General features: G+C 68.6%; 13 protein-coding genes and 1 pseudogene. 12 read left to right on the top strand and 2 right to left on the bottom strand.

Features of this window, described 5'->3' with window-relative positions:
• The first annotated feature begins 118 nt into the window (after positions 1-118).
• A complete protein-coding gene (locus tag G6021_RS01070; RefSeq protein ID WP_182640489.1) occupies positions 119-613 on the top strand; it encodes an SRPBCC domain-containing protein in 495 nt (164 codons plus the stop codon).
• Between the two features lie 136 nt (positions 614-749).
• The gene (locus G6021_RS01065) at positions 750-2309 is read left to right on the top strand and encodes an HNH endonuclease signature motif containing protein (RefSeq protein WP_182640488.1); all 1560 of its coding nucleotides are present in this window, start codon (positions 750-752) and stop codon (positions 2307-2309) included.
• 32 nt (positions 2310-2341) lie between these two features.
• On the opposite strand, the gene G6021_RS01060 is transcribed toward G6021_RS01065, so the two are convergent.
• The gene (locus G6021_RS01060; protein WP_182640490.1) at positions 2342-3781 is read right to left on the bottom strand and encodes an NYN domain-containing protein; all 1440 of its coding nucleotides are present in this window, start codon (positions 3779-3781) and stop codon (positions 2342-2344) included.
• Between the two features lie 100 nt (positions 3782-3881).
• Here G6021_RS01060 and G6021_RS01055 point away from each other — a divergent pair, with 100 nt between their 5' ends.
• Positions 3882-4742 (top strand): mycofactocin-coupled SDR family oxidoreductase, encoded by an 861-nt coding sequence (locus tag G6021_RS01055; RefSeq protein WP_182640487.1) that lies wholly within the window; start codon positions 3882-3884, stop codon positions 4740-4742.
• A gap of 172 nt (positions 4743-4914) precedes the next feature.
• On the opposite strand, the gene G6021_RS17715 is transcribed toward G6021_RS01055, so the two are convergent.
• Positions 4915-5046, bottom strand: a complete 132-nt coding sequence (locus G6021_RS17715; protein ID WP_277817912.1) for a hypothetical protein — start codon at positions 5044-5046, stop codon at positions 4915-4917.
• A gap of 335 nt (positions 5047-5381) precedes the next feature.
• Between G6021_RS17715 and G6021_RS01050 the strand changes: the two genes are divergently transcribed.
• The 9 genes and pseudogenes from G6021_RS01050 to G6021_RS01010 all read left to right on the top strand — a co-directional run.
• Positions 5382-6623, top strand: coding sequence for an acyl-CoA desaturase (locus G6021_RS01050; protein ID WP_182640486.1), 1242 nt, complete (start codon positions 5382-5384; stop codon positions 6621-6623).
• Between the two features lie 183 nt (positions 6624-6806).
• Positions 6807-7388 carry a transcriptional regulator gene (locus tag G6021_RS01045; protein WP_241736368.1) on the top strand — a complete coding sequence of 194 codons (582 nt, stop codon included), beginning with the start codon at positions 6807-6809 and terminating at the stop codon, positions 7386-7388.
• 167 nt (positions 7389-7555) lie between these two features.
• Positions 7556-7831 (top strand): hypothetical protein, encoded by a 276-nt coding sequence (locus tag G6021_RS01040; RefSeq protein WP_182640484.1) that lies wholly within the window; start codon positions 7556-7558, stop codon positions 7829-7831.
• 25 nt (positions 7832-7856) lie between these two features.
• A complete protein-coding gene (gene cpaB, locus G6021_RS01035; RefSeq protein ID WP_182640483.1) occupies positions 7857-8567 on the top strand; it encodes a Flp pilus assembly protein CpaB in 711 nt (236 codons plus the stop codon).
• Entirely contained in the window at positions 8564-9805 is a 1242-nt protein-coding gene (locus G6021_RS01030; protein ID WP_182640482.1) for an AAA family ATPase, read from the top strand. The genes cpaB and G6021_RS01030 overlap by 4 nt, the downstream gene beginning before the upstream one ends.
• Positions 9802-11310, top strand: coding sequence for an ATPase, T2SS/T4P/T4SS family (locus tag G6021_RS01025; protein ID WP_182640481.1), 1509 nt, complete (start codon positions 9802-9804; stop codon positions 11308-11310). Before G6021_RS01030 ends, G6021_RS01025 begins: the two co-directional genes overlap by 4 nt.
• The gene (locus tag G6021_RS01020) at positions 11307-12263 is read left to right on the top strand and encodes a type II secretion system F family protein (protein ID WP_182640480.1); all 957 of its coding nucleotides are present in this window, start codon (positions 11307-11309) and stop codon (positions 12261-12263) included. The genes G6021_RS01025 and G6021_RS01020 overlap by 4 nt, the downstream gene beginning before the upstream one ends.
• 31 nt (positions 12264-12294) lie before the next feature.
• Complete coding sequence (locus G6021_RS01015) at positions 12295-13194, top strand: type II secretion system F family protein (RefSeq protein ID WP_182640479.1); 900 nt, start codon at positions 12295-12297, stop codon at positions 13192-13194.
• Positions 13194-13451, top strand: a pseudogene (locus G6021_RS01010) (prepilin peptidase); the annotation flags it as partial. The gene G6021_RS01015 and the pseudogene G6021_RS01010, both read left to right, overlap by 1 nt.

Below are 13451 nucleotides of genomic sequence, written 5' to 3'. Positions count from 1 at the left end.
GGGAGTAGAGGGTCGCGCTCCGGAAAGATGGCCGTTTCATCGCGCCGATGCGCGATACGCTGATGCCGGCGCTGCGCTGACACCACTCCCGGCGCCCCTCTGATCGCGAGGAGACGCCATGTCCACGACGCCCACGGCCTCCGGATACCTCGACGACGCGGGAGCGGTCGTGTTCCCCCGCCGCCTGCCCATGTCCCGCGAGCAGGCGTGGGCCGCCGTCACCGATCCGGCCCGCACCGCCCGGTGGATCGGCCCGTGGTCGGGCGACCCGGCGTCCGGCACCGTCCAACTGACCATGACCGCCGAGGACGGCGATCCCGTCGACGGTGTCGAGGTGGTGACCTGCGAGGCGCCGGGCCTCCTGGTGGTGCGGACCGGTCCGGGCGGGTGGTTGCTCACCGTGAGGATCGAGGGCGACGACGACGAGGCCGTCATCTCCCTGGAACAGGACATCGCCGATGCCGAGTCCGCCTCCTCGATCGGTCCCGGGTGGGAGTACTACCTGGACCGGTTGGTCGAGGCCGAGGCGGGGCGGGATCCGGAGGCGCGGAGCTTCGAACCCGACTACTACCCCGGCCTCGCCGAGCACTACCGGGCCCTGTTGGGCGGCTGAGCGGGCGGCTGAGCGGGCGGCCGAGCGGTGGCCGCTCAGTGGCCGCTCGGCCGAGGTCAGACCTTCGTGTCGTACCCCGTTGCTAGTGTTGCCCTATCGAACGTACGAGCGATAGATCAGCGCAGGGGGTGGGCGGATGTCGGCAGAGCACGGTTCGGGCATCGCGGCGGCCGGGTTGGCCGCCCTCGACGCCCTCCGCACCGAGAACCGCGCAGCTGCTGCCCGCCTGCAGGCCTGTCACGATCTGCTCGAGCTGTGCGAGGAGGAGCAGTTCGCCCGCGATGTCGAGGCCGGTTACTACGACCCCGACGGGCCACAGCGTCCGCGCGACCACGCCGTGCTGGACCCCTTCGACGTCGCCTGCGCGGAGCTCGTCGCCACCTACGGCGTCCACCATCACCGCGCCTCAGCGATGCTCACTCTGGCCCGGGATCTCGTCATCCGGTTCCCGGGGATCGTCGAGGCGATGGGGTCCGGCCTCCTGGACGAGCGCACGGCGGGGATGCTCGTCCGGCAGATGCGGACGGTCGACCACTCCGTCCTGGACACTGTGCACCGACTGGTCGTGGACTGGCTGCTGGACTCCATCGAATCCGGCGAGCGGCCCGGCCGCAACGCGATCCTGGCCAAGACGGACAGCATCATCGCGGCCTTCGACCCGGAAGGGGTCCTGGCCCGGTGTGCCGCCGCGGTGCGTGAGCGTCGGGTCAGCGTCCGGCGCGGGGTGGACGGCATGGCCGAGCTCCGTGCGCACCTCACCTCGACCGAGGCGTCCGCGATCCACGACGCGCTCGAGCACACCGCCGGGGAGCGGTTAGATCGCGAGAAGCAGGCCCGGATCGAGGCTGTCCGCAACGGCACCGGCCCGGCGTACGACCCGCATGCCCGTACACGTCAGCAGCACCGGGCGGATGCCCTCGTCGATGCGCTCCTCGGCACCGGCGATCAGGGCGACGGCGCCGGTGACCACCACGCTGGAAGCGGCTCGGCCGGACCGGCGCCCACGCCGCAGATCAGACCGACCATCACGATCCTGGCCCCGCGCGGACCGGGCGAGGAGCCCGAGGTCTATCTCCCGAGGAGCGGGCCCGCGTCGATCGACGCACTCATCGCGCTGCTCGCCCGCAGCGTCGGCGCCCACATCTCTCTCCCCGACCCCGAGGCCGGGTCCGCGGACTCGGTCAGCGGTGCGCGCCGCTACCGGATCAGCCCCGAGCTGGCCCGCCGGATCCGGCTACGCGACGGCACCTGCCGTCACCCCGGCTGTTCGGTCCCCGCCGAGAACTGCGACGTGGATCACGTCGTCCCCTTCGACCACTCCGACCAGGACCGCGGCGGCCAGACCGTCGAGGCCAACCTCATGTGCCTCTGCCGGCGGCACCACAGGTTCAAGACGTTCCACACCTGGTACTACCAACTCCTGCGGGACGGAACACTGACCATCGTCACGGAGAGTGGTCACACCATCACCACCCTTCCCGACGGTCCCCTGGCGAAGTGGCGCGACCGGACGCGCAACGGGTTCGAGGCGCCTCCCGGGCCGGGCTCCGCCGAGCGACCCTGGCTTCGCTCCCGGCCCCTCAGCACCCACTGGTACCGGCGTGCGTGTCGGATCGCTGCGGAGCGACGCAATAACGCGGCCGCGAGGCGGGACGGCGGGCCGGTCGGTGACGACTACGACCCTCCGCCCTTCTGACGCCTCGCCTCTGACGCCCTCAACCCGCCCGGTCAGCGGTGCTTGAGCAGAACCGCGCGGATCCCCTCGTGGAATCCGTCGCGCAGCCGAACCCGCTGCGCCTCGGTCAGGGTGAACTCGTTGAGCATCTGACATGCGAACTGCAGTAGAGGGCGGTCCACCGCCGGCGGGAGAACACCCCCGGAGAGCAGGTGGGCCTGGTCGCGCTGCTCCTCGGTGGCCGCCTGCTCGTACCACCAGGTCGCGTACTGCTGGCCCACGTCGAACGGGGTCTGCTCGCCGGACGAGGTCCACACCTCCTCCGAGAGGGGCACGAACTTGGATCGCAGCGGGCGGCGGTGAGGGGCCATCATCGACGGGCTCGGTCGCGACGACCCGTTGGGCGGGGGGCCCGGCGTCGAGGTCCTGGCCTGCGCCCGAGCCGGGGACGGCGGCTGCGACTGGGGCTCGGATTCTTGGCGCTCGGATTCCTGGGGCCCGTCTTCCCGGGGCCCGCCCTCCGAGCGCGGGGGTTGTTGCTGTGACCGCGGCTGGGGCTGAGGCTGGGGCTCATGGGCCTTTCCCGCCGGCCCTGTTCCGGCACCCGGCTTCGCACCCCGCCCGTTCACAGGCGTCGACCCCCCGGTGGTCTCGGCCGAATGGGACTCAGCAGCATGGGTCTCGGCACCGCGGGTCTCGGCACCGCGGGTCTCGGAGATCACCGCGCAGTCCTGTTCGTCGGCCGCCCGCTCCTCGGCGTCGGCGGCCCACTCCTCATCGGCGATCGTCAGGCTGGCCTCGTCGGCCACCGAGGTGGCGGCCGCGCGATCGGACCGCAGATCCACCTCGACCATCCCCACCGACTCCTCGCCGACCGGCTCGCTGGCATCGTCGCCGGGCGCGGTGGGCCGCTCGGCGGACGATCGCACCTTGGGCGGGATCGGCCCCTCCAGAACCCTGATCTGCATGGCGTCGTGGAAATCGGTGCGCGGATCCAGCACCAAGGTCGTGTCGCACGCGTGGCGCAACGCGGAGGAGATGGAATCCCAACCGAACCCCACCAGGTGCATCCGCACACCTGCGTCCACCGCCACCCGCACCCCCGGGATCATGTCGGCGTCCCCGGTGACCAGCACCATGTCGGAACACTGGCCCTTGTAGGCGGCCTGGATCATGTCCGCGACCAGGAGGGTGTCGACGGCTTTCTGGGTTCGACGCTCACCCCATTCGATCAACTGACCCGCGCGCAGCTGAACGCCCTCGATCACGCGGAGCGTGCGCTGGTACCGGTGCGGGCCGGAATCCGGGATCCCGTCGTACCAGTTCTGTCGTTGGACCGGCTGGTCCACGAGACCGTGGGCGACCTGATCTAAACGGTGCACGACCGTGGCCAGGGATATCTCCAACTGACCGCGCGCACCCTCCTCCCAAGAGTTGTAGAAGCTAGCTAGTAGATACGAGGTATCCACTAGAACCAGTGTCCGTTCGAGCATGATGATCACTACCTATCACTTTGTCTACGTTGGACTTCCAGCATGCCGCAGGGCGGACGACCCCGCAGGGCCCGCCACCGATCACCGAAGGACACCCACCATGTCGAGCCCCACCGCCACCCCTCCCGAGCTGACCGGAAAGGTCGTGCTGGTCACCGGGGCCGCCCGGGGGCAGGGCCGGGCCCACTGCGAGGCCTTCGCGGCCGCCGGGTGCGACGTGATCGCCCTGGACCTGTGCCGCGACATCGAGACGGTCCCCTATCCGATGGCCCGGCCGGAGGACCTCCGGGCCACCGCGGAAGCCGTCCGGGCGCTGGGGCGCAGGTGCGTGACCGCGGAGGTCGACGTCCGCGACCTGCCCGGGATGCGGGAGGCCGTCGATGCCGGGGTCGCCGAACTGGGCGGACTCGACTTCGTGGTGGCCAACGCCGGGGTGTCCCCCCAGCCCTCCGCCTCCTGGGAGCGCTCCGAAGAGGAATGGGACACCACCCTGGACATCAACCTCAAGGGCACCTGGGTCACCACGACGGCCGCGATCCCCCACATCCTGGCCACCGGCCGGGGCGGGTGCGTCGTGATCATCAGCTCGATGGTCGGCCTTCGCGGCGCACCGTTCACCGCCAGCTACACGACCTCCAAGTGGGCGGTCCGCGGACTGGCCAAGTCGCTGGCCGGCGAGCTCGGCTTCTCGGGGGTGCGGTGCAATTCCATCCACCCCGGCAACGTCCGCACGCCCATGATCGAGAACCCGTCGATGATCGCCATGATGACCGGGGGCCAGGGCACGACGCTCGAGGACGCGGCCGAGACCTTCAGCGGGATGAACCAGCTGCCCGAGCCGTGGGTCGAGGCGTCGGCGATCTCGTCGATGGCCGTCTACCTCTGCAGCGCCGCTGGCGCGGGGATCACCGGCGCTTCCATCCCGATCGACCTGGGCGGAAGCGAGAAGTTCGGACTGTGACAACGTGAGCCCTGACAGTGTGATCACTGACACTGAGGGCTCCGGTCGCGGACCTGTGGTGGTCGCCCCCGTGGTGGTCGCCGGAAAGCACGCCAGCCCGCCTCTCGGTTGAGAGGCGGGCCGGTGTGGTGCGCTGGTTCGGGGGCCGGGTTTTCTATCCGGCCGCGACCGCTCAGGTGGTCGGGGTCGGTGCCGCCGCGCGGGGAACGCTGATGGTCGAGCCGGTGGCGGTCCACACCAGAGTCCAGAAGATGTCGACGATGGGCTGGATGGCCTGCAGGAAGATGTCGTTGGCGTTGCTCATGATGTATCCCCTTGTGATCCGTACTGAAAGCGTACTTGCGTATCTGGCGTCTGGCGGTCCCCGTTGCCGGCGGACGGGCTCCAGTACTCTCTTCGAGCCCACCGCGGCGCGTGACAACCCCTATGTCGCCGCGAACCCGTCCGACGTTACACAACCGTGACAAACGATGTGGCATCGTCCGCTTCGCCGCTGGCCAGAGCGCCGTAGCCTTGATCCGATCGGTCTCACCAGGCCCAGTATCAGGGCCTCCCGCATTGGGTCGAGGCCGAGAGTCTGGCGTGACCCAACCGACTAAACCCTACCTACGCCACCGTAAGTTACGGTACCGTAGGTTCATGGCTATCACGGACATCCCGGAATTCGCGCACCTCTCCGAGGCCGACATCGAAGCGCTCGGTGACGAACTCGAGCAGATCCGCCAGGACATCATCGGCTCCCTCGGCGAGCGGGACGCGACCTATATTCGCAACACGATCCGCTTCCAGCGCGCCCTCGAGGTGGGGTCCCGCGCGCTGCTGATGGTCGGTTCGCGCAACCGCACCGCGTGGGCCATCGGCGCCGGCGCGCTCGGACTCTCCAAGATCGTCGAGAACATGGAGCTCGGGCACAACATCATGCACGGGCAGTGGGACTGGATGAACGACCCGGAGGTCCACTCGACCACGTGGGAGTGGGACATCGTGGGCACCGCCGAGCACTGGAAGCAGACCCACAACTACATCCATCACAAGTACACCAACATCGTCGGCCTGGACGACGACGTCGGGTACGGCGTGCTCCGCGTGACGCGCGACCAGCGCTGGCACCCGTTCTTCTACGGCAACCTCGTCTACAACGCGGCCCTTGCACTGCTGTTCCAGTGGGGCGTCGGTATCCAGCATCTCGAGCTGGGCAAGGTCGCGAAGGGGCGGGACGACCGCCGCGAGACCATGAACAAGCTCGGCCTGTTCGCCAAGAAGGCCGGACGCCAGCTCGCGAAGGACTACGTCTTCTATCCGGCGCTCTCCCGCAAGGGCTGGAAGTCCACCCTGACGGCGAACCTCGCCGCCAACGGCATCCGCAACGTGTGGACCAACGCGGTTATCTTCTGCGGGCACTTCCCCGACGGCGCCGAGAAGTTCACCAAGAAGGACGTCGAGAACGAGACGCGTGCCGAGTGGTACCTCCGGCAGATGCTCGGTTCCGCCAACCTCACCGGCGGGCCCGTCATCGACTTCCTCTCGGGCAACCTGTCGTACCAGATCGAGCACCACATCTACCCCGACATGTCGTCCAACCGTCTGGCCGAGGCGTCGGTCCGGGTTCGCGAGGTGTGCCGCAAGTACGATCTGCCTTACGTGGCGGGCCCGCTGCCCGTGCAGTACTTCAAGGCGTGGAGGACCATCGCCAAGATGTCGCTGCCCGACCACATGCTGCGACGCACGGCGGACGACGCCCCGGAGACGCACTCCGAGCGCATGTTCGCGGACCTGCCCAAGCCCCTCCCCGCGCAGGAGGAAGGACAGCGGGCAGGGCTGCAGACGGCACTCACGTACTCGGCGAAGCGGCGCGCCCGCAAGGTCGCCCCGGCAGCCTGACCCACCCGGCCTCCCTCCGGACGCCCCGACACCGAAACCGGTGTCGGGGCGTGGAGTTGTTTCGATCCAGGAACGGGATCCCGGCGATAGGCTGATCCTCTAGTCGGCAGCGGCCCGCGCTACAGCGGTCGAGCCGAACGCCTGTGAACCACGACGACGGGAGCCACCATGGAGGACCGGCGCATGCTCATCGCCGATTCGGCGATCGAGGTGGTGGCCAGGGACGGTGTCCGTGCGCTGACCCACCGCGCCGTGGACTCCGAGGCCGGACTGCCCTCCGGTTCCACCTCCTACTACTGCCGCACGCGCGCGCAGCTCCTCTCCCTCACCGTCGACAGGCTCACCTCTCTCCTGCGAGGGTTCGTCGAGGTGTCCGGGATCCAGGAACTCGCGTCCTCCGATGCCGACGACGTCCTGTCGATGCTCACGCGGATGATCGAGGGCCTCCTCGCCGACTACCGCGGCGAGTTGGCGGCCCGCTCAGCGCTCATCATGGAGCTCACCGGCAAGGACGACACCACCGATCTCGTCGCCGCCCTGCTGGACCCGAGCGACCTGGCCGGCGCCCTCGACGCCGCCGGGCTTCGCGACCCCGCCGCCGCCGCCCTGGACCTCCTCTCCGTATACGAGGGACTGCTCTGGGAGCGCACCGTGGGCCGCTTGGCCGGCTCCGAGGTCGACCACGAACACGACGCGGACCTCCTCGGGTCCGCGCTCTCGCGCCACGAGCATCGTGGCGGACGCCTCTTCGGCCTCCTGCGCTGAACCCTCGCCCCTCCGGGGCACCGATTCGCACTACTCCCATGCCCAGATGCAGCGCGTTGTTGACGCGTGTCCAGACACGGGACCCGAATGCGGGAACCTGTCAGGCATTCAGCCGGATCGGTCAGGAAGTTCAGGGAGCCCCCGGCAACAAGGGAGGGACGAGTTGCATGTCGTCACTCCACAACAAGACGATTCTCCTGCCGCTGTTCGACCAGTACCGCGGGCGAGGGAATAACGCCTACTACCGCGTCTACGGGTACGCGGCATTCACGATCACCGGCTACCACTTGTCCGGCGCGAACTGGAACAGCCCGTGCAGAGGTAACGAACGTTGTATCGGCGGCTACTTCACCGAGTTCCTCGATCGCTCAGACGATTTCGAGTACGGGCCAACCACGCAGAACCTCGGCGCCACTGCCGTCTACCTCCTCCCAGATCAGTAAGCGAGCTGAAGTGAACCGTCGTGTCGTGGCAGTAGCCGTCGCCGTCCTCCTGGCGCTCCTGGGCGCCGCCCTCCTCCTGCGCTACGTCAGCGCAGCCGACGAACGGGCCATGGCAGACCTCCAGCCGGTGAGCGTCCTGATCGCGACCGCCCCGATCAGCGAGGGAACCCCTGCTTCTGCGTTAGGCGAACTGGTGGAGACGCGAGAGCTTCCCGCCACGGCTGTGGGACCGAATTCGGTGACTGACCTCCGGGAGCTCGGAAACATGGTCGCGGCCACCGAGCTCGCTGCCGGGGAACAGCTTCTGGCCGGGCGTTTCGCGTCACTGCAGTCCCTCCAGCAGTTCGGCGGGATCCCCGCGCCCGAGGGCTTCCATCAGGTCACGGTTCCGGTTAACTCTCCCGGGGTCGTGGGCGGCACTGTGACCCCGGGCGACACGGTGGGCGTGTTCATCTCAATGGACACAGCCGAGACCCATCTCGTGCTGCACAAGGTTCTTGTCCTCCGTGTCCAGGGCGGACTGTCCCCCTCCGCGTCCGAAGAGGCCGATTCGACCGATCCTGCGGATGCCCCCATCCATGACGGCGGCGTGATGGTGACCCTGGCTCTCACAGCGCCGGACGCGGAGAAGGTCGTGTTCGGAGCGGAACACGGCTCAATCTGGCTGTCACTCGAGGACGCCGCCACGCCGGAGGACGGAACCCGCATCGTCAACCCGGGGAACGTGTACCGATGAACAACATCCTGCTGGCCACCGACTTCGTCGACCTCCGCGACCGGTTCCGGGCGGCCACCGGCCAACCGATACCGGCACTGCCTCCAGGTCCGCTTCCGGAGAGCCCGGCGCAGCTTTTCCAGCAACTCGGCGGCGGGGATATCCCCGAGATCGTCGTGATCGACGAGCGCTCCGGGACCGAAGCCGCTCTCGCACTGGCCTCGCGGCTCGACATCGAGTGCCCCGGTATCGCGGTGGTCCTGGTCAGCGACCGGGTCGCCGAACTCGGACTCTCTGCCATGCGGGCGGGGGTGAGCGACATCGTCCCCACCGAATCGGAGGAGGACGAGATCCGAGCGGCCCTTGACCGAGCCATCAAGGTCACCCGCCAGCGCGCTCCGGCCGGACTCGGGGACGGCACCGACCTCGGCGCGGGCACGCAGTCACGGCGAGGACAGGTGATCAGCGTTGTCTCGCCCAAGGGCGGTGTGGGCAAGACGACCATCGCCGCCAACCTGGCCGTCGGGCTTGCCCGGTCCGCACCACATTCCACCGTGCTGGTCGACCTGGATCTGCAGTTCGGAGATGTCGCCAACGCCCTCAACCTCACACCCGAACACACCATCGTCGACGTGGTGCAGGGAGCGGCCGCGCGCGACTCGATGGTGCTCAAGACGTTCCTCACCCAGCACGACACCGGCCTGACCGTTGTGTGCGGACCAAACTCCCCGGCCGAGGCCGATCTGGTGGGCGTATCGGAACTCACCCATCTCCTCCAGACGCTGGCGGCGGAGTTCCGTTTCGTCATTTTTGACACCGCCCCGGCGCTGACAGACCACACCCTCGCGGCCCTCGATATGACCGACGACCTGATCCTGGTCACGAGCATGGACGTCCCCGGAGTGCGGGGACTGCGGAAGGAACTGGACATTCTCCGTGACCTCGGAATGGGCTTCGATCGCCGCCACGTCGTGGTGAACTTCGCCGACACTCACAGCGGGCTCACCCGAGCAGATGTAGAGGCGACGATCGGCACCGGCGTGGACCTGGTCCTGCCACGCTCGCGGGCGACTGCGGTCTCCATCAATCAGGGGGTCCCGTTGATGCAAAACGAGATCCGCGACCCCATGACCAAGAAGCTACGGGGCCTGGTGGATCGCTTCGCTCCGGCCCCCAGAAATGAGCCCCGGCTCGCGAAAGAGAAAGCCGGTTCCCGGTTCGGCGGCCGGCACCGTCTACACCGGAAGGGTGCCCGATGACCCTGAGTGATCGCCTCCGCGCCGCTCGTGGCGACGCCGCACCTCCGAAGACCTCCCCGGACACCCCGGGGGCGACGCCGCCCGGGACGTCCACCGGTGCCTCGGGGCAGTCCGGCCCACCCGGAGGTTTCGTTCCGGTCGTCGCCGCCGCGCAGGTGTCGAGCGGGTTGCAACCCGCTATCACCACCCCTCCGGCCCCCTCGGCACTCCCCGAGCCCGACGCGTTGATCACCCTCAAGGAGCGCGCCTCCGCCGCGCTTTTCGAGCGAGTCGGTGCCAGGCTGAACAACCCGTCACTCACCGAGGATCAACTCCACTCCCTGGTGAGGACAGAGCTCAACAAGGTCGTGGAGGATGAGACGGTCCCGTTGACCGCTGAACAGCGACTGCGGCTCATCAGCGACATCCAGGACGACGTCCTGGGGCACGGCCCACTGGAGCGACTCCTGGCAGACCCCACGGTCACCGAGATCATGGTCAACGGCCCGGACATGATCTACATCGAGCAGCGGGGTCGGCTCACCCGGAGCTCCGCCCGCTTCACCTCCGAGGAACACCTGCGGCAAGTGATCGAGCGGATCGTCTCCCGGATCGGACGACGGATCGACGAGTCCTCTCCTCTGGTCGACGCCCGCCTGGCGGATGGTTCGCGAGTCAACGCCGTGATCCCCCCGCTGGCGGTCAACGGCTCGTCGCTCACCATCCGGAAGTTCTCCAAGGACCCCTTCAAGGTCAACGACCTGATCGGCTTCGGCACCCTCACCCCGGAGATGGCCGAACTGCTGCGCGCCTGCGTCCAGGCCAGGCTCAACATCATCGTCTCCGGCGGTACCGGCAGTGGAAAGACCACCCTGCTCAACGTCCTGTCCTCGTTCATCCCCGAATCCGAGCGCATCGTCACCATCGAGGACGCGGTCGAGTTGCAGATGCAGCAGGATCACGTGGTCCGCCTGGAGGCCAGGCCCGCGAACATCGAGGGCAAGGGCGAGATCAGCATCCGCGACCTCGTGCGCAACTCCCTGCGTATGCGCCCCGACAGGATCGTGGTCGGCGAGGTTCGCGGCGGCGAGACCCTGGACATGCTGCAGGCCATGAACACCGGTCACGACGGGTCGCTCTCGACCGTCCACGCCAACTCGCCACGCGATGCAGTGGCCCGCCTGGAGACCCTGGTACTGATGGCGGGGATGGACCTGCCACTGCGGGCGATCCGCGAGCAGATCGCCTCGGCGGTGGACGTGATCATCCAGCTGACCCGCCTGCGCGACGGCACCCGGCGGGTCACCGCCGTGACCGAGGTCCAGGGGATGGAGGGGCAGACGGTCACCCTGCAGGACGCGTTCCTGTTCGATTACTCCGCTGGCCTGGGACCCGACGGCAAGTTCCTCGGCAAACCCATCTCCACCGGGGTGCGCCCCCGCTTCACCGACCAATTCAAGGAAATGGGCATCACGCTCTCGCCGCGGGTGTTCGATCTTCCCTCGCCCCCCGGGTCCAGCCGATGAACGACTCCGTGGGCCAGGCCCTGGCCTCCCCGGCCGGGGTCGGGGTGGCAGCACTGTCACTGGCACTGCTCATCGGCGCTTTTCTCGTGCTCTCCCCGCGTCCGGGCCGTGTTCCCCGCGCCCGACGTCGACCGGGCGTTCACGAGGGGCCCGGGATCATCTCGCGCACGGCGACGGCGGCCACCTCGGCCATCGACACCGCCTTGAGCCGCCGCGGCGCACCGGGGGCCGGTGCGCTGGAACGCGCCGGGGTCAAGATGGGCCTCCAGGACTTCGTCTTCCTGGTGGGCGTCGCCGCAGTGGTGACCTTCGCCCTGGGTCTGGTCGCGGTCGGGCCGGTCACCGGACTCTTCCTGGCCGCGCTCACTCCGATCGGTGCCAAGTTCGCGCTGGACATCCGCGCATCCCGCCGCCGGGCCGCCTTCGCAGACCAGTTGGATGACTCGTTGCAGCTCATGGCCAGTAGCCTGCGGGCCGGCCACAGCCTGCTCCAGGCCCTGGCCTCCGTTGCGCGAGAGGCCGAGGAGCCCACCTCGGAGGAGTTCGCCCGCATCATCAACGAGACCCGTGTGGGACGTGATCTCGCCCCCGCACTGGAGGAGACCGCCCGGCGCATGGGGAGCGAGGACTTCGAGTGGGTCACGCAGGCCATCGCGATAAACCGCGAGGTCGGCGGCAACCTGGCCGAGGTGCTCGACGGGGTCGGTCACACCATCCGCGAGCGGAACCAGATCCGCCGCCAGGTGAAGGCGCTGGCCGCCGAGGGCAAACTCTCGGCCTACGTCCTCATGGCGCTGCCGTTCGGCATCTCCGGATTCCTGTTCATGAGCAATCCCGAGTACATCTCCAAGTTCACGGAGGGCCTGCTGGGTTACACGCTGATCGGCGTCAGCGTGGTGTTGCTCGTGGTTGGTGCGCTCTGGCTGCGCAAGGTCGTCAACATCAGGTTCTGAACGCATCGAGCGTTCTGGAAGGAGGCATGCCGTGGCACCGACAGCCCTGTTCGCCGTCTCGGTCCTGGCGGTGGCGGTGTTCCTGCTGAGCTGGGCGGTGCTCGCCGGACCCGGCCGGGCGCGCCAGCGCACGGTGCTCAACCTGACACGCGGGATGTACCCGGAACACCAGGTGGTCGACGATGCGGCGCCAGACGATGAGGAGACCGGTGGCACCCTGGCCACGATCGCGCGGAAGTTCACCCCGGCGCCGTCGATCCGGATGCTCGAGAAGCTGCAGATCAAAGCCGGCAGACCCCAGGGGTGGCCCCTCGAGAAGCTGCTGGTGGCCAAACTCGTGCTGGGCATCGGGGCGGCGCTGTTGAGCCTGCTGTTCGTCTCCAGCACCACCGGTGCTCTACCTGTGTTCCTGGCCGCGGCGGTCACCCTGGTCTGCTACTTCGTCCCGGAACTGCTCCTCCACAGCCGCGGACAGGAGCGCAGCCAGGCCATCCAGCTCGAGCTGGCCGATACCCTCGACCAGATGACCATCGCCGTGGAGGCCGGGCTGGGCTTCGACTCCGCCATGTCCCGGGCGGGCAAGAACGGGACGGGTCCGCTCGCCGAGGAACTGGTCCGGACGCTGCAGGAGATCCAGGTGGGCCAGACCCGCAGGCAGGCCTACGAGTCCCTGGCCACCCGTACCGACGTGCCCGACCTGCGCCGCTTCGTCCGCGCCATCATCCAGGCCGACGCCTACGGCATCTCGATCGCCGACGTCCTGCGCACCCAGGCCGCGGAGATGCGGATGAAGCGCCGCCAGCGCGCGGAGGAGAAGGCCATGCAGATCCCCGTCAAGGTGATCTTCCCGCTGATCCTCTGCATCCTGCCGGTGCTGTTCATCGTCCTGCTCGGACCCACGGCGATGAACATGAAGGAGGCCTTCTCCTAGTGCTCCCGAGCATCACAGTGGCCGTGATCCTCACCGCGGTGGCGTGCGGGGCACTCGCCGCGGCGCTGACCGGGTGGATCCGATCCATCGCAGACTCCGACTCCCGCTGGCTGCGCTCCGGTCTCCACGTGGGCCTGGCCGCCGCCGGTGGGGCGGGAGCCGCCGGGCTGGCCGGCACCGTTCCCGAGCTGATCGCGTTCGCGGCGCTCGCGGTGGCCTGTGGGGTGCTCGTACCGATCGACCTGGCCGTGCATCGG

The organism is Dietzia sp. CW19 (assembly GCF_014145265.1).
In the GTDB taxonomy this organism is placed as follows: Bacteria; Actinomycetota; Actinomycetes; order Mycobacteriales; family Mycobacteriaceae; genus Dietzia; species Dietzia natronolimnaea.
Note: the sequence above shows the minus strand (reverse complement) of the source record. Positions and strands in the feature narration are given on the sequence as shown.